21 protein-coding genes are annotated in these 20552 nt (G+C 44.6%); 19 read left to right on the plus strand and 2 right to left on the minus strand.

All coding sequences use genetic code 11. The features are described from left to right. Positions 1–58 precede the first annotated feature (58 nt). The 11 genes from glp to fdhD all read left to right on the plus strand — a co-directional run bounded on the left by glp (position 59) and on the right by fdhD (position 10810). The gene (gene glp / locus LG330_RS03280; RefSeq protein WP_404407351.1) at positions 59–1315 is read left to right on the plus strand and encodes a gephyrin-like molybdotransferase Glp; all 1257 of its coding nucleotides are present in this window, start codon (positions 59–61) and stop codon (positions 1313–1315) included. Beyond that, a complete protein-coding gene (gene mobB / locus LG330_RS03285; RefSeq protein WP_404407353.1) occupies positions 1309–1824 on the plus strand; it encodes a molybdopterin-guanine dinucleotide biosynthesis protein B in 516 nt (171 codons plus the stop codon). The genes glp and mobB overlap by 7 nt, the downstream gene beginning before the upstream one ends. Beyond that, a complete protein-coding gene (locus LG330_RS03290; protein WP_404407355.1) occupies positions 1817–2266 on the plus strand; it encodes a molybdenum cofactor biosynthesis protein MoaE in 450 nt (149 codons plus the stop codon). The genes mobB and LG330_RS03290 overlap by 8 nt, the downstream gene beginning before the upstream one ends. Further along, positions 2263–2493 carry a MoaD/ThiS family protein gene (locus LG330_RS03295; protein ID WP_404407357.1) on the plus strand — a complete coding sequence of 77 codons (231 nt, stop codon included), beginning with the start codon at positions 2263–2265 and terminating at the stop codon, positions 2491–2493. Before LG330_RS03290 ends, LG330_RS03295 begins: the two co-directional genes overlap by 4 nt. Next, positions 2490–3098, plus strand: a complete 609-nt coding sequence (locus LG330_RS03300) for a molybdenum cofactor guanylyltransferase (protein ID WP_404407359.1) — start codon at positions 2490–2492, stop codon at positions 3096–3098. The genes LG330_RS03295 and LG330_RS03300 overlap by 4 nt, the downstream gene beginning before the upstream one ends. Continuing rightward, positions 3085–4092 (plus strand): GTP 3',8-cyclase MoaA, encoded by a 1008-nt coding sequence (moaA, locus tag LG330_RS03305; protein ID WP_404407361.1) that lies wholly within the window; start codon positions 3085–3087, stop codon positions 4090–4092. Before LG330_RS03300 ends, moaA begins: the two co-directional genes overlap by 14 nt. 15 nt (positions 4093–4107) lie before the next feature. Then, positions 4108–4614 carry a molybdenum cofactor biosynthesis protein B gene (locus LG330_RS03310; RefSeq protein WP_404407363.1) on the plus strand — a complete coding sequence of 169 codons (507 nt, stop codon included), beginning with the start codon at positions 4108–4110 and terminating at the stop codon, positions 4612–4614. Positions 4615–4950: 336 nt separating this feature from the next. Continuing rightward, on the plus strand, positions 4951–7914 hold the full coding sequence (gene fdhF, locus LG330_RS03315; protein ID WP_404407365.1) for a formate dehydrogenase subunit alpha: 2964 nt from the start codon (positions 4951–4953) through the stop codon (positions 7912–7914). After that, positions 7907–8614, plus strand: coding sequence for a DUF1641 domain-containing protein (locus LG330_RS03320; RefSeq protein ID WP_404407367.1), 708 nt, complete (start codon positions 7907–7909; stop codon positions 8612–8614). The genes fdhF and LG330_RS03320 overlap by 8 nt, the downstream gene beginning before the upstream one ends. Positions 8615–8663: 49 nt before the next feature. Continuing rightward, positions 8664–9938, plus strand: a complete 1275-nt coding sequence (locus LG330_RS03325; RefSeq protein WP_404407369.1) for an OFA family MFS transporter — start codon at positions 8664–8666, stop codon at positions 9936–9938. A gap of 59 nt (positions 9939–9997) precedes the next feature. Further along, positions 9998–10810, plus strand: coding sequence for a formate dehydrogenase accessory sulfurtransferase FdhD (gene fdhD, locus LG330_RS03330; RefSeq protein ID WP_404407371.1), 813 nt, complete (start codon positions 9998–10000; stop codon positions 10808–10810). 35 nt (positions 10811–10845) lie between these two features. Here the strand turns inward: fdhD and LG330_RS03335 are convergent, their stop codons facing one another. Next, positions 10846–11232, minus strand: a complete 387-nt coding sequence (locus tag LG330_RS03335; protein ID WP_404407373.1) for a sporulation protein — start codon at positions 11230–11232, stop codon at positions 10846–10848. 47 nt (positions 11233–11279) lie between these two features. Next, positions 11280–12497 carry an MFS transporter gene (locus LG330_RS03340; RefSeq protein ID WP_404407375.1) on the minus strand — a complete coding sequence of 406 codons (1218 nt, stop codon included), beginning with the start codon at positions 12495–12497 and terminating at the stop codon, positions 11280–11282. A gap of 148 nt (positions 12498–12645) precedes the next feature. On the opposite strand from LG330_RS03340, the gene LG330_RS03345 reads away from it, so the two are divergent. The 8 genes from LG330_RS03345 to asnB all read left to right on the plus strand — a co-directional run bounded on the left by LG330_RS03345 (position 12646) and on the right by asnB (position 20509). Further along, positions 12646–13458 (plus strand): STAS domain-containing protein, encoded by an 813-nt coding sequence (locus LG330_RS03345; RefSeq protein WP_404407377.1) that lies wholly within the window; start codon positions 12646–12648, stop codon positions 13456–13458. Between the two features lie 455 nt (positions 13459–13913). Continuing rightward, positions 13914–14177 carry a metal-sensitive transcriptional regulator gene (locus LG330_RS03350; RefSeq protein WP_404407379.1) on the plus strand — a complete coding sequence of 88 codons (264 nt, stop codon included), beginning with the start codon at positions 13914–13916 and terminating at the stop codon, positions 14175–14177. Positions 14178–14234: 57 nt separating this feature from the next. Further along, positions 14235–14711: a DsrE/DsrF/DrsH-like family protein gene (locus tag LG330_RS03355; RefSeq protein ID WP_404407381.1), complete on the plus strand. Its 477-nt coding sequence runs from the start codon at positions 14235–14237 to the stop codon at positions 14709–14711. A 30-nt stretch (positions 14712–14741) separates the two neighbouring features. Next, positions 14742–15521 (plus strand): sulfite exporter TauE/SafE family protein, encoded by a 780-nt coding sequence (locus LG330_RS03360; RefSeq protein ID WP_404407383.1) that lies wholly within the window; start codon positions 14742–14744, stop codon positions 15519–15521. Positions 15522–16065: 544 nt separating this feature from the next. After that, on the plus strand, positions 16066–17631 hold the full coding sequence (abc-f, locus tag LG330_RS03365) for a ribosomal protection-like ABC-F family protein (protein WP_404407385.1): 1566 nt from the start codon (positions 16066–16068) through the stop codon (positions 17629–17631). 57 nt (positions 17632–17688) lie between these two features. Then, positions 17689–18072: a DUF302 domain-containing protein gene (locus LG330_RS03370; RefSeq protein WP_404407387.1), complete on the plus strand. Its 384-nt coding sequence runs from the start codon at positions 17689–17691 to the stop codon at positions 18070–18072. A gap of 62 nt (positions 18073–18134) precedes the next feature. Then, positions 18135–18626: a GNAT family N-acetyltransferase gene (locus tag LG330_RS03375; RefSeq protein ID WP_404407389.1), complete on the plus strand. Its 492-nt coding sequence runs from the start codon at positions 18135–18137 to the stop codon at positions 18624–18626. A gap of 47 nt (positions 18627–18673) precedes the next feature. Then, entirely contained in the window at positions 18674–20509 is a 1836-nt protein-coding gene (asnB, locus tag LG330_RS03380; RefSeq protein ID WP_404407391.1) for an asparagine synthase (glutamine-hydrolyzing), read from the plus strand. Positions 20510–20552: the final 43 nt, after the last annotated feature.

Raw genomic sequence — 20552 nt, forward strand, 5'->3', positions numbered from 1 at the left:
CTATCACCTCATCTAATTAATACACTCATTGTAGCACGACCTGAAAGGAGTAGATAAAATGGTAGAACAACGTAAGCCGATTCCCGTTGCTGAGGCTGTTCAGCGTGTGATCGAAAAAGAAGTCTTATCTAAAACTGAAAAAGTACATATAGAGAAAGCGCTTGGCAGAAGACTGGCTGAAGATCTAATCGCAACCCATCCGGTGCCGCCTTTTGATCGGTCACCCTATGATGGATTCGCCGTCCGTTCAGCGGATACTGAAAAAGCTTCAAGGGAGAACCCGCTGGATTTCAGCGTAACTGAAACGATTGGTGCAGGAGCTGTGCAGAGTGTACCGGTCGGAGCGTTTGAAGCAGCCCGTATTATGACAGGGGCAATGATGCCTGCTGAGTGCGATGCAGTGGTCATGCTTGAGCTGACGTCAGAGCCTGAACCAGGGGTCATGCGAATCAAGCGTTCTTTTAAAAAAGGCGATAATATTTCTTTTCAGGGTGAGGATGCAAAAGAAGGCACCGTACTTGTGGAGAAGGGCGCTCTTATTAACCCGGGCACGATTGCGCTGCTTGCAACCTTTGGATACGAATACGTCACAGTTGCTGCTAAACCTGTTGTCGGTGTACTTGCGACCGGGTCGGAGTTGCTTGAAGTAAACGAACCGCTTGAGCCCGGGAAAATCAGAAACAGTAATGCACTGATGGCAGCCGCTCAAATCGAAAGAGCCGGAGCGCAAGTGAAAATGCTCGGGAAACTTTCCGACGACCTTGAAGCGTGCTATCAGTCGGTAAAAGAAGCAATGCAGGAAGTGGACATTCTGATCACGACAGGCGGCGTATCTGTCGGTGACTTTGACTTTCTGCCGGAAGTCTATAAACGCCTTGAAGCAGAGGTGCTATTTAATAAAGTTGCGATGCGCCCGGGAAGCGTGACGACGGTTGCCCATAAAGACGGACAGTTTTTATTCGGGCTCTCTGGAAATCCTTCCGCCTGCTACGTCGGGTTTGAGCTCTTTACAAGACCGGTGATCCAGCAGATGCTTGGGAATCCAAAGCCGCACCTGCCTTTAGAAGATGCAGTGCTTGGGGCGGATTTCACAAAGCCGAATCCATTCACGCGTTTTGTCAGAGGGACGCTTTCAATCAAAAACGGCCGGCTTGAAGCAAGTCCATCCGGATTTAATAAATCAAGTGCAGTCAGTTCACTTGCTGCAACGAATTGCCTGATCGTCCTGCCTGGCGGAACAAGAGGGTTTACAGCAGGTGATCATGTAAAAGTGGCACTTCTTGAAACAGCTGAAAGCAGTGAAATGCCTTGGTAAAGCCAATTTTACAAGTTGTTGGCTATCAGAACAGCGGTAAGACGACTGTGATGAACCATTTAGTGAAGGCGGCTGAAGCGAGCGGTTTAAAAGCAGGGACGATTAAACATCATGGTCATGGCGGCAAACCTGACTACCAGGATTCTGAAAAAGACAGCAGCCGTCACTTTCAGGCAGGTGCTGCAATCAGCGCAGTAGAGGGCGACGGAGCGGTTGTGATAGAGTCGGAGAGCGGGTTGTCAGATTTAGAGAATCTGCTCACTTTTTACAGCACCCTCCCCCTTCATGTTATCCTTATAGAAGGATATAAAAGAGAGTCTTACAGTAAAGTAATTGTCATTCGAGACGAAGAAGATAGCGCACTGCTGGACCAGTGCGAAAATATAGAAGCCGTTATTACTGAATTACCGATTGACCGTCTGGATCTGAGCGTATTTACATTTCAGGACGTAAAAGGTTATACAGACTGGTTTAAAAACTGGTTAAAGGAAGGTGAAAGCGATGTTTGAAGTTACATCTGAGCCGCTGTCAATTGAAGCGATCTCACAGAAAGTAGTCCGTCCTGAGGCGGGAGCAGTCGTGACATTTACAGGAACAGTCAGAGAGTTCACTAAGGGAAAACGTACGCTGTACCTGACCTATGAAGCCTATGCTTCTATGGCAGAAAAACAGCTTAGAAGAATTGGAGATGAAATCGCTTCACGCTGGCCTGACGCTGTAACAGCGATTTCCCACAGAACCGGAAAACTTGGAATCTCTGATATTGCAGTCGTGATCGCCGTTTCCACACCTCATAGAAAAGATGCATACGAGGCAAATGAATATGCGATTGAACGGATTAAGCAGATCGTACCTATTTGGAAAAAAGAGAAGTGGGAAGACGGTGAAGAGTGGATTGGTGATCAGCTTGAAACCAGTGCCGGGATCCCTGAGAAGGAGGAAATTAAATGATTAAGGTAAACTGTTTTGCTCATCTGAAGGAGCTTGCAGGTGGTAACCATATAGAGATTGACCGTAAAGAAATGACAGTAAAAGAACTGCTTGAAGAAGTACAAAAGCAGTATCATATTCAGTCTGACAGTATTTTAGTGGCAATCAATGAGGAGTATGCGCTTCCTGAAGACCAGGTGACAGAGCGTGACACGGTGGCCCTGATCCCTCCGGTAAGCGGTGGATGAGGGTACTTGGAGCTGTCATGGCCGGCGGCGAGTCGCGGCGATTTGGTCGTCCGAAGGCCTTTGCCACATGGGGTGACAGCCGTTTTTATGAAAGGGCTGTGAAAGCACTTGAGCCTGTGTGTGAGGAAGTCGTGCTGTCTGTCAGAGAAGACCAGCTGAATGATTTTCATGACTTTACAGGAAAGCTCGTGACAGACCTTGCGCCGTATAAATCGTGCGGTCCATTAGGCGGATTATATGCCCTTATGTCACAAACAGATGCTGACGTCTTAGTCACGCTGCCATGTGATATGCCACTATTTGAGAAAGAGGACGCTGAAAAACTGCTCCATGCGTTTGCAAAGCATCAGGCACTTGTGCCGTCAGTTAATGGCAGGCTGCAGCCGCTATCAGCAATTTACTCATATAGCTGTATGCCGGTTATTAAAGCGCAGCTTGAAGAAGAAAACTTCCGCATGAGAAGTTTTTATGATCAGATTGACTGGATGGAAGTTCCGCATAACAAACTCGGAATCAGTGAAGAAGCCTTCAGTAACATTAATGACCAGGAGGCATACAGGCAACTGATCCAAGCACAGAGGAGGACAACGGATGGAACCGATTAAAGATTTTTATCAGCGGCCGCTGCATGATATCCGGATTTCCGTTACAGACCAGTGTAACTTCCGGTGCGGATACTGTATGCCGGCAGAAATATTTGGACCTGATTTTGCTTTTATGCCAAAAGAGCAGTATCTGACTTTTGAGGAGATTGAAAAGCTTGTCAGAGCCATGAGTGAAATGGGTGTTGAAAAGGTCAGACTGACAGGGGGAGAACCGCTCCTCAGAAAAGATCTGCCTGAACTGATTGAAAAACTGACTGCAATTGAAGGGATTAAAGATATTGCACTCACAACAAATGCAATGATGCTGCCAAAGCTTGCAGGAAAGCTGAAGGCTGCCGGACTGCAGCGTGTGAATATCAGTATGGATGCTATTGAAGAAGACGTATTTAAAAAAATGAATGGTAGAAACGTCAGCACAAAGCCTGTGATTAAAGGAATCGATGCAGCACTTGAAGCAGGACTTGAAGTGAAAATTAATATGGTCGTGCAAAAAGGTGTAAATGACGATCAGATTCTTCCAATGGCGCGCTACTTTAAGGAACGCGGCATTATGCTCAGATTCATTGAATTTATGGATGTCGGCAGCACAAACGGCTGGAAAATGTCATCTGTCGTTACAAAAAAAGAAATCATCGATCTGTTAAATGAAGAATTCGAAGTGGAGCCTGCCGACCCGAATTATTATGGAGAAGTGGCTGACCGTTATATTTATAAAGGAACGGATACCGAAGTCGGTGTGATCTCATCTGTATCAGATTCATTCTGCTCAACCTGTACGCGTGCAAGGCTGTCAGCAGACGGTAAAATGTATACGTGCCTTTTTGCAACACAGGGGCATGATCTGAAAGAAGCTGTACAGACGAAAAATCACAGTGAACTGGTTGAAGCAGTATCGTCAATCTGGCGCGTGAGAAAAGACCGCTATTCTGACGAAAGAACGGAAGAAACAGCGAAAAACCGCCCTAAGATTGAGATGTCTTATATTGGTGGCTAGAGGAGCTGAAATCATTTGCATGAAGAACATAAAAAACAGGCACCACGCTCAGTTGCCTGTAAAATCATCACAGTGAGTGATACGAGAACAGAAGAAACAGATAAAAGCGGTAAAAAAATGAAAGAGATGCTTCAGGCATCCGGTCATGCAATTGCTGCTTATGAAATCGTCACAGATGAAATCATCCTGATTCAGCAGGCGGTGAAGGCTGGACTCATGGATGACGGAATTCAGGCGGTATTAATTAATGGCGGAACCGGGCTCGCTGCACGGGATGTCACCATTGAAGCAGTGACCCCTCTATTTGAAAAAGAGATCACAGGCTTTGGTGAACTGTTCAGGTTTCTAAGCTATACCGAGGATATCGGTTCAGCAGCGATGATGTCGCGAGCGGTAGCAGGAGTTGCCGGCAGAACCGCTGTATTCTCAACGCCCGGCTCAACCGGTGCAGTGAAGCTTGCGATGGAAAAGCTGATCCTGCCTGAGCTTGGTCATGTGATACGTGAATTGAATAAGGACTAAAGTGAAACCGTGGCCCGAGGCTGCGGTTTTTTCTTTTCGGGGAAGTTGTCGCTGTTTTGTTCAAGGTGGTAGCAATCCGCGCTTGAGTTGTATCGATACACCCGGGAGCTTGTCCCAATACCCCGGGCGTGCGGTATCAATCTGGACTGAACTTGCACGAAACCTCATCCCCCGATCCCAATGCCTAAACCAAAAAATTTGTCTGAAATATGTCTTTTTTTAGAAAATCTAGTTTTACGAAACATTCAATAGGGTATTAATGAGGAGGTGCGAAAACTGAATATTTCTAAAAAAACTGCTTTCTGAGCAGAAATCCAATACGGGGGAGAGATCGATGTGTCAGGTCAAATTAACGTAACGATTAACGGCAAACCGGCTGTTATCAGTGAACATTTGTCTGCAATGCAGGCATTAGAGGATCACCAGACTGAAGTGCCGTCTGTTTGTTATCACCCGAGTCTCGGTGCAATTGAGACATGTGATACGTGTATTGTGAAAGTGAATGGTGAGTTTGTCCGTTCATGCTCTACACAGCTGAAAGAAGGAGACGCAATTGATGGCGTGTCAGCTGATGTTAAAGAAGCGCAGATCGTCGGAATGGACAGGATCCTCAGAAATCACGAGCTGTATTGTACAGTCTGTGATTACAACAATGGTACGTGCGAAATACATAACACCGTCAAGGACATGAAAGTCAATCACCAGAGCATGCCATTTGAAGACAAGCCTTATGAAGTAGATGATTCAAACCCGTTTTACCGCTATGACCCGGACCAGTGTATTTTATGCGGACGATGCGTGGAGGCGTGTCAGGATGTTCAGGTAACTGAAACACTGACAATTGACTGGACACTGAAAAAGCCACGTGTCATCTGGGATAAAAACTCTAAAATCAATGAATCTTCATGTGTATCATGCGGTCATTGTTCAACAGTCTGCCCATGTAATGCAATGATGGAAAAAGGGATGGAAGGCGAAGCGGGATTCCTGACGGGTCTTGCGAAAAACACCCTTCGTCCGATGATTGAAATTACGAAAAATGTAGAAACAGGCTACGGTTCAATCCTTGCCATTTCAGATGCGGAATCAGCCATGCGTGAAGACCGGATTAAAAAGACGAAAACAGTCTGCACATACTGTGGTGTCGGCTGCAGCTTTGATATCTGGACAAAAGACCGTAAAATCCTTAAAGTCGAACCTTCTGTTGATGCACCTGCAAACGGCATCTCTACTTGTGTGAAGGGTAAATTCGGCTGGGATTTCGTAAACAGTGAATCAAGAATTACGAAACCTTTAATCCGTGAAGGCGATGCATTCAGAGAAGCTGAATGGGATGAAGCACTGAACCTGGTTGTTTCAAAAATGAAAGAACATAAACAAAAGAGTGGCCCAGATTCAATGGCTTTTATCAGTTCTTCTAAGTGTACAAATGAAGAATCATATGTGATGCAGAAGCTTGCGCGTGGTGTCATCGGTACAAATAACGTGGATAACTGTTCAAGATACTGCCAGACACCTGCAACGATGGGGCTGTTCAGAACAGTCGGTCATGGTGGTGACTCAGGTTCAATTACTGATATTGCAAAGGCTGGACTTGTGCTGATTGTCGGATCAAATACGTCTGAATCTCATCCGGTTCTCGCTACACGTGTCAAACGTGCTCATAAGCTGCACGGTCAAAGACTGCTCGTTTCAGATATCAGAAAGCATGAAATGGCAGAACGCGCGGATCTGTTCTTCCAGCCAAAGCCTGGATCTGACCTAGTCTGGCTCTCAGCGGTGACGAAGTATATCGTTGATCAGGGCTGGGCGGACGAATCATTCCTGAATAACCGTGTAAACGGACTTCAGGAATACGTCGAGAGTCTGGAGAAATTCACATTGGATTACGCTTCAGAAGCAACCGGTCTGTCAAAAGAGACGCTGATCCAGATTGCTGAAGAAGTGCACAATGCGAAAACAACATCAGTCCTTTGGGCAATGGGTGTAACGCAGCACACAGGCGGAAGTGATACAAGTACAGCAATTTCTAATCTGCTGTTGATCACGGGTAACTATGGAAAGCCTGGCGCAGGAAGCTATCCGCTGCGCGGTCACAACAACGTACAGGGTGCCAGTGATTTTGGTAGTATGCCGGACCGTTTCCCAGGTTACGAAAAAGTTGCAGATGATGAGGTCAGATCGAAGTATGAAAAAGCATGGAACACAAAGATTCCTGCTGAACCAGGATTGAACAATCACGAAATGATCGATGCCGTCCATGAAGGCAGCCTGAAGATGATGTATCTGAAGGGTGAAGACATGGGAATTGTCGATTCTAATATCAACTATGTGCACGAAGCATTTGAAAAGCTAGATTTCTTTGTTGTACAGGATATCTTCCTTTCAAAGACGGCTGAGTTTGCAGACGTTGTTCTGCCGGCAAGTCCAAGTCTTGAAAAGGATGGCACATTTACAAATACAGAAAGACGTGTGCAGCGTCTGTATCAGGCACTCGAGCCGCTTGGTGATTCAAAACCTGACTGGGAAATTATTCAGGAACTTGCAAAACGTCTTGGTGATGATTGGAACTTCACACACCCAAGTGAAATCATGGAAGAAGCTGCTTCTCTTGCACCGCTTTATGCCGGTGTAACGTATGAGCGTCTTGAAGGCTATAAGAGTCTTCAGTGGCCGGTTGCTGCTGATGGTACTGACTCGCCGCTTCTATTCCTTGAAGACTTCCCGTTTCCGGATGGAAAGGCAAGACTGTTCCCGGTGGACTGGACGAAGCCGCTTGAATTTGATGAAGAATATGATCTTCATGTCAACAACGGCCGTCTGCTTGAACATTTCCATGAAGGTAATATGACATACAAGTCAGAAGGAATTTCTTCTAAGACACCGCAAGTGTTCCTTGAAGTGTCTGAAGAGCTCGCAAAAGAACGCGGACTCGAAGATGGCACACTTGTCAGACTGACGTCACCATATGGCGCAGTGAAGGTTGAATGTCTTGTAACTGACCGTGTGAAAGGGAAAGAAGTGTATCTCCCAATGAATGATAATGGGGAAGGTGCAATTAACTATCTGACCAGTTCACAGGCAGATAAAGATACTGATACGCCTGCTTACAAGGAAATCAGCGCGAAAATGGAAATCCTGAAGCCGAAAGGTGAAAGACCAATTCCTAGAACGAATCACAGAAACGGAAATCCTCAGCCGCAGCTTGGCGTCAGGGTGGATAAAAAGTGGGCACGTAAAGACTATGTGTTCCCTGGAGACCTTGTGAAACTTCGAAAGGAGGCGTCTAAGCGTGGCTAAAGCGACGAAAGTAATCCATCGTATGGAAATCAGTGAAGAAGAAATCCGACAGCGTGATTTTGAAGAAATCAAAACAAGACTCCTTGAAAATAAGGAAGCAATTCATGAGATTTTCGACATGATTGAGCACCTTCAAAAAAGAGGGGTGCTTGATATGGGCACCTCACTATTCGCTGAAGGTGACAAAGTACTTGATGTGATTGTAAAAACACTCGATTCAAAGGAAACAACAAACAGTATTAAAAACCTGCTGCTGATGGTAGGAACATTAGGCACACTGAACATGCAGCAGCTTGAACCACTGATTCTGAAAGTGAACGCAGGGATTGCCAAAGTAGCAGAGCTGGATGAAAAGCGTGAACAGGAGGGGTACTTCACCCTTCTGCGCTCGCTGAATGATCCGGAGGTAAAGCGCGCAATGGCAGTAGGAGCAGCGTTTTTAAAAGGGCTTGGTGTGAAGCAGGATGATTATGAAAGAACCACGCAGAAGCCTGAGGATCAGAAAATAAAAGAAGATCATGAATCAAAAGAAAAAGAGGACTGGAATGGTGATATTTTTACCACAGAATATCATGAGCTTAATGGTGGCCCGTCTCCTGTCAAAAATGAATCACGTTCCTCCAGTAAGAGCAGCTGGCTTGTGCCGGCAGGACTTGCTCTGGCAGCAATTCCGCTCTATTTCTTAAACAAAAAATCATAATTCAAACCCCGGGCACTCAAGCCCGGGGACAAAATGAGGGGGAACAACAATGGCTGAAAAAAAGCTTAAAAACCGCTGGCTGATTGCTGCGTCAGCGGTAGGTATTCATATTTCAATCGGTTCTGTATATTCATGGAGTGTATTTTCAAACCCATTAAATGAAAAGCATGGATGGGCAGCAAGTGATATTGCCCTGATCTTTAGTATCGCAATCTTATTTTTAGGTCTTTCAGCTGCTTTTATGGGGCACTTTGTTGAAAAGCATGGTCCAAGAAAATCCGGGATGATCGCAGCGATCAGTTTTGGACTCGGGATGATCGGGTCAGGATTTGCAGATGGAATCGGAAATCTGTACTTGCTGTATTTCTTTTATGGTGTACTTGGTGGTATTGGACTGGGGATCGGTTATATTACACCGGTTTCTACTTTGGTTAAATGGTTCCCGGACAGACGTGGACTGGCAACTGGTCTCGCCATCATGGGATTTGGTTTTGCTTCAATGATTGCAAGTCCGGTGATTGAAGCGTTAATTAACAACATTGGAATCTCAGGTACATTTTATTTGCTTGGTGCCATCTATTTTGTAATCATGTTCAGTTCTTCTCTCTATCTTGAGAAGCCGCCTGCAGATTATGTGCCTAAAGGTATGACGCAGGAGGAAAAGAAAGAAAAACAGGAAAACAAAGATACCGGAGACCTTGCTCAGCTGACAGCAAATGAAGCTGTTAAGACAGTCCGTTTCTGGGCACTTTGGATTATGCTTTTTATCAATGTGACTTGTGGGATCGCCATTATCGCAGTAGCATCTCCAATGGCTCAATCCATTGCAGGTATGACTGCGGGCGCTGCAGCAGTCATGGTAGGAATCATGGGTGTATTTAATGGTCTTGGCCGTCTTGGTTGGGCTTCAGCTTCAGATTATATCGGCCGTCCAAATACTTATACAGCATTTTTCGTGTTACAAATTGCAGCATTTGTTCTATTACCAAACGTAACAAATGCGCTTATTTTCCAGATTTTAATTTTCGTTATACTGTCTTGTTATGGTGGAGGTTTTGCTTCAATTCCTGCATTCATTGGAGACCTGTTTGGTACAAAACAACTTGGTGCAATTCACGGCTATATTTTAACAGCCTGGGCTGCAGCGGGACTTGTCGGACCGAGTGTTGTAACGAGAATTGAAGAAGCAACGAACAGCTATGCTCTGACGATGTATATTTTTACAGGTGCATTCGTCGTCGCATTAATTGTATCGCTGTTGATTCGTGTAAATATTAAGAAAATACGTGAAGAAAATGCTGCACCGGCTGAAGCAACAAGCTGATGCTGTCAGTCCGGGCTGCCAAAGCCCGGACTTTTCTTACTTGAAAGGGAGGATGCCGGATGAGTGCTGATTCCGTGAAAAAAAGAAAGATTTTAAAAGTAACAGATGGTGAGGCGGCTTGGGTGGAAGATTCAATCGTCACTGAGCAGGTGCTGACCATCAAACTGAATGGAGAGGAATTTGTCACTGTTGTCTGTTCTCCTGAATATATGGAAGATCTTGCTGTAGGATACCTGACAGCAGAGGGTGTCATCCGTTCAGCAAAAGATATCAGCTCAGTCAGGCTGGATCCAAAAGGCGGATTCATTCATGTAACAGCTGAACACCTCAATCCGCTCTATGGCTCACTGCAAAATAAGCGTTACATTACATCATGCTGCGGAGGAAGCCGTCAGGGGTTTGTTTTTGCCAGTGATGCAATGACGGCAAAAACAATGACGGAGCAAAGTGTGAAACTAAAACCTGAACAATGTTTCAATCTAATGCAAAAGCTGCAGCATTCCGCTGACACTTTTAAAGAAACAGGAGGCGTGCATAATGCGGCCTTATGCACTGAAGATGACATTGTCTTGAGCAGGATGGATATCGGTCGTCATAATGCGCTCGATAAAATATACGGTCACTGCCTGCGCAACGATATTTCTGTGAAGAATAAAGTCATCGTCTTCAGCGGCAGACTGTCTTCTGAAATCCTTCTCAAGGTTGCAAAGATTGGCTGTGAGATGGTCATCTCAAAATCAGCCCCAACTGAACGCGCACTGGATCTAGCCGAAGAACTGAATATGACCACCGTCGGCTTTGTCAGAGGAAATTCGTTTAATGTGTATACATGTCCTGAGAGAATTAAATTAAAAGAAGCGCCGGTTTATTAAAAAAGGTTGTCCAGTCATTGGACAACCTTTTTACATTATTCCGCCTTCAATTCATCATGGTCAATATACTGTACCTGATCTTCAAAAATCAGCTTTGTTCTGAAGCGGTAGCGGCACTGATCACTTTTGTCTTTTAAATGCTCAGGAATCGTATAAGAAAAAGGAATCTCCCTGAAAAAGTCACGGTCAATTTCCTTAGACATATAAATCGTTGTTGCAATTTCAACAGGTTTTTCATTTAAATGTTTTGGGTCAAACGCCATCAAGTCACATTCAAGACGAGATACTTTCTTACGCTTTTTCGGGCCCTGTAAATAAAACGTACCTGTAATAAGAGAACCTGGAATCAGTACATCCTGATCTAATACCAGATCAACCTTTCCCTTACCCGGAGATAACATATTGGCCAGCTTCTTAATCACGGTGTCACATCCTTTGAATACTATACGAATGATCTGCCTTACAGGTTTCACTTAATCATACCACCGGGTGTTGCTGCAAGCTTTTCACTGTTTTGCAGTCTGATAAACCTGATATAAAATACCCCGGTCATGATCAGTGAGAACAGTCCAAATATAATCACCATATAAGCAAGACCAATTAAATCAAGGAATAGCCCTGTCATGAGCAGGACAACCTGAAAAACGATCCGGTCAAGCATATTTCTAAACGAAAAGAATCTGCCGTGAAACTCTTTTGGAATTCGTGTCTGAAAAATCGTAGCGGCTGTAGGGAAAAAACAGCCGACTGCAAAACCAAATATAATAAATGCAAGAATCGTCAGGAACGGAATGTCAGCGAAAAACAAAATCAGCTGGGAAAGTCCGATGACGAAAGAAAAAGTAAATAAGATGCTGTAAGGAGAAAAGGCTTCTCCAAGCTTTTTAATGACAAAAGCACCTGCCATAAAAGCAATTCCCTCTGCAGTGTAAATCCAGCCTTTTATTGCAGAGCTGTCCTGAATCTCACTGATATTGATGACAACCAGATTAAACCCGCCAATAAAAAGCAGTGGAACGAGTGTTAAGATCAGCGTCATCATCACAATTGGTAATCCTTTGATGATTGGGAATACCTCTTTAAATCCTGCACTTCGCTTACCTTCAGAAGGCAGTTGCGCCGGCTGATGCTCTTCAATGACAAGCAGCCAGGTTAGCCCGAATAAGACGAGATAGGAAACGAGTGAGAAAATGTAAACGGTTGATAAAGGCAGCTGGACGACCAGCACGCCTGCGATTGCAGTACCCAGCACCCTGGATAATGTAGCAACATTCATATGAATACCATTCAGCTGAAGCAGATCTCTTTCCTTAACGACAAGCGGCAAAGCTGCCTGGAGTGCAGGGAAATAAAACGCTGCAGCGACCTGAATAAAAATTAAAAAGACAATCATCCAGATAATTGAATCCTGCTGGATGGCAATCAACATGAAAATCACACTGAATGCCCTGACAAACCCTGAAGCGAGCATGACTGTTTTTTTACGCAGCTGATCAATCAATCTGCCGGCAAGAGGGCCAATTAGTATACTCGCTAAAAGTCCTGCCCCAAGGATCAGTGATTTTACAAAGTCAGACGGGACCTTTTCCTGCATAAATTCCAAGTTTCCAATAATACCGAGCCACAATCCGACCCCTGCAATAAACTCACCTGCAAGCAGGATCCACACATTACGATTACGAAGCATAACGAACCTTCTTTCTGATCTATACCCTATGTAAAAAAGTATGGGGTAAACTATTTCGTTTGTCTATATAATAATTAGCATTTACTTTTCAGTTAAAATAAGAGAACATTATATGTAAAGATTCGACAACACCAGGGGGGAATAGTGAATGAAAGCTTATGAGAAACTTGGTTCGTACATACTTGAAAACAGACACGAATTAGCATTAAAGCTTGATGGGGGAAGTCCTGATTTGTTACTGTCGAAAAACGATGAAAAAAAACTAATCGACCTTCAAAGCGATCTGATTTCTTATATTGGCACAGCTATTCAGCGTAATGATGCTTCAGGTCTTGAGAATCAGGTGGTTGACTGGGCCAGAAAAACGGGAGAGTCAGCCGTTCAAAGAGGCATTGATCTTGATGATGGGCTCAGCATTCTTTCCCAGCTGAGAATGCTCGTCTGGGAACTGATGTCAGAAAAACAGAATGAATTCAACTTTACTGCTGAAGAAATTACAGCAATTAACTATAATATTGAACCTGTTATCAATAAAGCCGGCAGGGAATTCTGCATGACGTATGTCGAAGACTACCGGAAGTACATGAAAAAAGCTCAAAGCAGCGTCATGGAATATTCAGTGCCAGTCGTCGGATTAAACGACCATGTTGCTATCCTTCCATTGATCGGTGAACTTGATGATGACCGCGCAAAAATATTAAAAGATGTGGCACTTCATAAATGTATAGAATTGCGCAATTCCATTTTAATTCTCGATTTGTCAGGCGTTCCAACAGTAGACACCATGGTGGCAAACGAACTGTCCCAGGTCATTGATTCACTCAAACTGATCGGCGTCAAAACCATCCTGACTGGACTACGCCCCGAAATCGCCCAGGCCGTCGTAGAAATCGGAATCAAATTCGAAGGCATGACGATACGTAAAAACTTAAAAACTGCGATAGAAGGATTATCGATCTAACTGATTAAGAGCCTGGGACATTGTCCCAGGCTCTTAAATCATTTTGCTGCACTTCACTGGGGTTTTTATGTGTATGATCATCATTGGTTCAGCTACTATAATGGACTTTGAAAATCTACCTTTTTGAGAAGGGATACAAAAAGTTCATTTTTTACGTAAGACAATATTTATATTAAAACCTCAGCGCAGCGAAACGTAAGGCGGCGACTCCGGGACGATTAGAGGGAAGCTGAGACCCCGCAAGGCGAAGCCTGAGGAGGCTCAGCAACCTCCGTCCGGAAAGCGTCCGCCTGAAGTGAAGCGTAGCGATTCTGAAAGTCCAGACACCTTTTGTCATGAGCTATTTTATTCGAAAAAAGAACAGAAAAAGTCAATCACACTTCTTGACTTTATACCCCATTGGGTATATTATGAGTCATGTAATCAATAATGAACAAGCAAGGGAGGTTCACTTCATGGATTACTCAAAGCAATCTGTTCACCGGTTAAAAAGAGTAGAAGGTCAGCTTCGCGGCGTACTTGCAATGATGGAAGATGAAAAAGATTGTAAGGGTGTGATCACACAGCTGTCAGCAATCCGCACAGCCATTGACCGGACAATTGGATTAGTCGTAAGTGAAAACCTGGTATTGTGCGTCAGAGAAGCGAGAGATGACGATGAGCGCGAACCGGATGACGTAATCAAGGAAGCGGTGAACCTGCTTGTGAAAAGCAGGTAATTTTTTTGAAGAATAAAATACCCTATGGGGTAATAAATTTTAGGAGGATTATGATTCATGGAAAAGAAAAGAACAACGATTGTCTTATTCAGTGGTGACTATGATAAAGCGATGGCTGCTTATATTATTGCAAACGGAGCAGCAGCTTACGATCACGAAGTAACAATTTTTCATACATTCTGGGGACTGAACGCACTTCGTAAAGACGGAGATGTTGAAGTTCGAAAGAGCGTCATGGAAAAAATGTTTGGCAAAATGATGCCAAAGGGTGCAGATAAAATGGGACTGTCAAAAATGAATTTTGGCGGTCTTGGACAAAAAATGATTAAAGGCGTTATGAAAAAGCACAATGCAATGGAGCTGCCTAACCTGATTGAAATGGCCCAGGAACAGGATGTAAAGCTTGTAGCATGCACAATGACAATGGATCTATTAGGTCTTCACAAAGAAGAGCTGCTTGAAGAAATAGAATATGCAGGCGTTGCAGCTTACCTGGCAGATGCAGAAGACGGAAATGTGAATCTGTTTATCTAATCCTTAAAGGGCAGCCGGGAGGTGTAAGGTTTGAGTATTGAATTATTTATCGTATTATTTCTAATCGGATTTGTAGGTTCTTATATTTCCGGTATGCTGGGCATTGGAGGATCGATCATTAAATATCCGATGCTGCTTTATATTCCGCCGTTATTTGGTCTTGCGGCTTTTTCTGCGCACGAGGTGGCGGGGATCTCAGCTGTTCAGGTGTTCTTCGCTACAATTGGCGGCGTATGGGCATATCGTAAAGGCGGATACCTGAACAAGACACTTATCACTTATATGGGGGTCAGTGTGTTGATTGGAAGTCTGATTGGCGGTTTCGGTTCAGATGCGATGTCTGAAGCAACGATCAACACAGTGTATGGTGTACTGGCACTGATTGCAGCAGGCATGATGTTTGTTCCTAAAAAGGGCCGGGAGGATATTCCTTTTGATCAGATTACCTTTAACAAATGGCTTGCAGCAATTTTAGCATTTATCGTAGGGGTCAGCGCAGGGATTGTTGGTGCAGCAGGGGCGTTTTTACTCGTGCCGATTATGCTGGTTATACTGAAGATTCCAACGCGCGTAACGATTGCTTCTTCACTTGCGATCACGTTTATTGCGTCAATCGGAACGACAATTGGTAAAGTGACAACAGGTCAGGTTGATTATGTTCCTGCACTTGTCATGGTAGTAGCCAGCCTGATCGCAGCGCCTCTTGGTGCAAAGCTGGGTAAAAATTTGAATACAAAAATACTTCAGATTCTGCTGGCGTTGATTATTTTAGCGACTGCCATTAAAATCTGGCTGGATATTCTAATGTAAAACGGTCTGGTGACTCTGGAATTTTATATTCCGGGGAAGCCGGGCTTTTTTTTTGCGGAAAATGGGAGTGTAGTTATGTAGGTCAAATGGCATGATTTTATGAACTGTCTTGTTAATCTCGGGGAACACCATTGAAATCTCCTGAACACTAGAGTTAATCTTCTGAACCAACAAAGTAATTTCGTGAACAAACACTGAAATCTCCTGAACCCCCCGCCGTCCGCCGCCATCCGAAAACCTCTTGACAAAAAATAACTGTTTCCCATAAGATAAAGCTAACAAACAACGGAAGGGTGACCCGGGAGAATGTGGAACTAATTCTATTTTTGAAAACACAGATGAATGCAGTGATGATAGACAAACGCAACCAGTCTGTCTTCGTACTGATCATCCGTTTTCCAAATAGGATTAGGCATTTCTCATCGGGTTTATACGTTTCACGGCAGCTGCCGTGGTCTATTTGCGTACACCCATGCCTCCTATTCGGTAAACGGATAGGGGGCATTTTTTTGTCCCCGTCATGATGAAAACAGGGGATGATTTTATGACAATACTTTGCCAGCTTAAAGATATCAGTTATTCAGTCAGGGAAAGAGAGCTATTTCAGATAAATGAACTCGAAATCAGAAAAGGAGACAGGATCGGGTTAGTTGGAAAAAATGGATCAGGTAAATCCACGCTTTTACATCTGATCAGCGGACAGCTGAAACCGGACGCAGGAGAGATCTTCAGAAATGGGCATATCACACTTCTTCCACAGTTAAAAAATACAGACACCTTTCAAAGCGGTGGGGAAGTGACACAGGATTACATTAATCAGGCATTTGCAGAGGATCCTGAATTACTGCTTGCCGATGAACCGACTACAAACCTTGATGTAGAACGCGTGCGGACGCTTGAGCAGCATCTGAAACGCTTTAAGGGATCGATGGTGCTGGTTTCGCATGACCGGACATTTCTGGACCTGCTTTGTACAAAAATCTGGGAAATCAGCGACGGCAGCCTGAAGGAGTACAAAGGTAATTATCAGGATTACGCTGATCAGAAGCAGCTCGAAATAAGGCAGGCAGAAGCTGCACATGAACAGTATGAGCGGAAGAAAAAACAGCTTGAAGATCCCATCGAAGAAAAGGAGAAGCGTGCAAAACGTGCAACAAAAAAACCGACCGATGGTACAGCTTCAGTCGCTAAAAACGCAAAGCCTTACTTTGCAAAAAAGCAGAAAAAGCTCAGGCAGACTGCAAAGGCCCTTGAAACAAGGCTTGGGCAGATGGAAAAGGTGGAGCGCCCGAAAGAAGCGCCGCCAATTAAAATGACGCTGCCGAATGAATCTGATATGAAGGGAAGACCAATTATCCGATTTGAAGAACAAACCGTGAAAGCAGGCAGTAAAACACTTTTTGATCTTCAGCCTTTTTATCTGAAGGGTGGTCAGAAAACAGCGCTGATCGGCGGTAACGGGACCGGTAAAACAACATTGATCAAATTGATTCTTGCAAGGCATGAAGGGGTCACCGTTTCACCGGCAGTTAAATTCGGTTATTTCAGTCAGAACCTTGATATCCTGAAAGCAGATAAAACGATTCTTGAAAATGTGATGGAGGATGCCATTCAGACAGAAGACATCGTCAGAACCATTCTGGCACGTCTTCACTTTTACAGAGATGATGTTTTCAAGCCGGTTCACGTACTTTCAGGCGGTGAGCGGGTAAAGGTGGCGTTTGCCAAAATATTTGTGAGTGATTTAAATGTACTCATTATGGATGAGCCGACTAATTTCCTTGATATTGATGCGGTTGAAGCGCTGGAGGGACTGCTAAATGAGTATCGGGGAACAGTATTATTTATTTCTCACGACCGGAAAATGGTCGCAAAGCTTGCGGAAAGAGTGCTGGAAATCAAAAATGGTAAGCTTACTATTTTTGATGGGAATCTGCAGGAGTACACGCAGCATGAACCGAAAGAACAGAATGTCACCTCGGATGAGTTATTAAAAGTAGAGACAAAAATCACTGAAGTGTTAAGCCGTCTCAGCATAGAGCCGAGCGAGGAACTGGACCGGGAATTTCAGCAGCTGCTACGTAAAAAGCGTGCCCTGATTTCTGATTAAATGATACGTATCCGGGTATTGTAAAGATGTGACTTACATTCAGAAAGGGGTAATATCATGTTTCATTACACAGTGGAAACAAAGCAGTCAGTGGAAGAGGCAATGACAACACTTGAGAACAATCTGAAAGAGGAGCAATTCGGGGTTCTATGGCAGTTTGACATTAAAAACAAGCTGCAGGAAAAAGGGCTGGATTTTGACCAGACGTTCCATGTGCTTGAAGTGTGTAACCCTAAAGAAGCAAAAAATGTACTTGAACAGAACCTGCTCGCAGGCTATTTTCTGCCATGTAAAATGGTTGTGTACGATGAGAATGGCACAACCAAAATAGGAATGCCAAAACCGACCTCCCTGATCCAGATGGTGGAGGATGAAGAAATCAAAACACTCGCAGCAGATATTGAAGAAAGACTAATCGGGTGTATGGATAAGAGTGTATAAAACAGAACAAAGGGACGGCAGCGCTCTTTTTGCGCTGCCTGTTTTAATGGGGGAAGTATTGAATGAAAAGTCAAATAAGATTATTAATGGCAGAGGAATCAATGGTAAAGGAGCTGACATCTTTATCTTCAGAAGTGTTCAGACAGGAAGCCGAAAGATGGCTCGCTGCTGGAGAAAAAGATGCGAATATACAGCCGCCGGGATATGATTCAGAAGATATGATGGCTTACATGGTGACACACCTTGATACATATGGGATATACGAAGGTGACCGCTTAATTGGCGGAGCGGTTTTGACTATTCCTGCTTCCGGTTATGCGAGGATCGACCGGGTTTTTATACACCCCGGTCTTCAGGGGAAGGGTTATGGCAAAGCAGCCATTGAGCGGGTCGTTGAAGATATCAAACAGTCTAAAGAGGATCGTCATACAACGCTGACACTTTCTTATGAGCCGGAAAATACATTTGCGAGAGACCTGTATACAAAAATAGGCTTTAAAGAAGTGGCGGGTTTTATGGTTGATGGTGAACAGGTAGCCCGCTATTCGTTCTAACTCGCTTTTACGGGGCATATAATGCCTGGTGAAAGGCGGTGGGGTTTATGTGTGGCATTACTGGCTGGATCAGCTGGAAACGTCCGCTGACAAGTGAATGGGAAACGATTGAAAAGATGGTCAGGACCCTTCACAAAAGAGGTCCTGATGCTTTTGGCATCAAATCCATGCATCATGCTTTATTCGGTCACACCCGGCTGACGGTTATTGATCCTGCAGGCGGAGCACAGCCGATGAATATTAGAACGGAGTCGGGAGAATACACATTAATTTACAACGGTGAGCTATACAACACAGATGAAATCAGAGATGAATTAAAAAGGAGGGGTCACTCATTTTCATCGAGATCTGATACGGAGGTTGTACTAAGATCTTATATTGAGTGGAGAGAGGGCTGTCCGGAACGCTTTAACGGAATATTCGCTTTTGCGGTTTGGGATCACAAGCGTGAAGAGTGCTTTGGGGCACGTGACAGACTTGGGGTAAAGCCGTTTTTTTATGCGGAAAAAAAAGGAGAGCTGATCTTTGGTTCAGAACTGAAAGCCATCCTCGCACACCCTGACCAGCAGGCAATCATCACGCTTGAAGGGCTGCAGGAATTATTAAGTATGGGGCCGTCGCGCAAACCTGGAAGTGGTGTCTTTAAAGGAATTGATGAACTCAGACCCGCTTATGCATTTAAATATACAAGGTCCGGCTTTAAAAAGTGGCGCTATTGGAATGTAAAAAGCGAGAATCATCCGCACACCGAACAGGAAACAGCTGTTTACTTGCGGGAGATTTTTGAAGATACAGTCAGCAGGCAGCTTGTTTCTGATAAGCCGATCTGTACATTTTTATCAGGCGGGGTAGATTCAAGTGCCATCAGCGCTGCAGCCGCTCTACAGTTGAGTGAAAAGCTTCATACCTGCTCGATCAGTTATGAGGAAAATGATCTGCACTACCAGCCTGACCTTTTTAAGCCGAGTGATGACGGACCCTGGATTCAAAAAATGTCGGCACACCTTACTTCTATTCACCATGATCAGGTGATTTCGCAGGCAGAACTTGCCGGCAGGTTAAAGGATGCAGTGCGTGCCCGCGATCTTCCGGGAATGGCTGACATTGATTCATCCTTACTATGGTTTTGTGAGCAGATCAAAAAGGACTTTACGGTTGCGCTCAGCGGGGAATGCGCAGACGAAATCTTTGGCGGGTACCCATGGTTTCAGCAGGAAAAGCTACTCAATCAGGAAGGTTTTCCATGGATCACCTCTGTAAAGGAAAGAGAGGCGTTTATGCTCCCTGCATGGCATAAGAAGCTTGAACTTGGGCAATATCTGCTCGAACAAAGCCGCGCCATCAGAACAGAAACACCACAGCAGGACGGGGAAACAGCGCTCACACAAAAACGAAGGGAAATGGCTTATCTGAACATGATCAGCTTTATGACCACACTGCTCGACCGTAAAGACCGCATGAGTATGGCGGCAGGTCTTGAAGTGCGTGTCCCATTTGCCGACCACAGAATTGTGGAGTACGCATGGAATATTCCCTGGAGGATGAAGCAGCTCGGCGGCCGGGAAAAAGGGATTCTGCGTAAAGCACTCGAAGGTCTGTTACCTGACGAAGTACTCTACCGTAAAAAGAGCCCCTATCCAAAAACATATCACCCTGCATATACGGAAGCAGTTAAGACATTGCTTGAGGATCGGATTGCGAAAAGCAGCTCGGTTTTGCCTGAACTATTCGAGCGCAGCAAATTGGAGGAGTTGATTCGGACAGACGGTGCTTCATTCAAAGTGCCTTGGTTCGGCCAGCTGATGAAAGGACCTCAGCTGATCGCATATCTCGTGCAGCTTGATGAGTGGTTTGAGATGTACGGAGTTAAAATTGATGTGTAAACATGTGAAAAGCGGAAGCGCTGTGCTTCCGCTTTTTCAGGTT

Source organism: Jeotgalibacillus malaysiensis, assembly GCF_044789845.1.
Taxonomy (GTDB): Bacteria; Bacillota; Bacilli; order Bacillales; family Jeotgalibacillaceae; genus Jeotgalibacillus; species Jeotgalibacillus malaysiensis_A.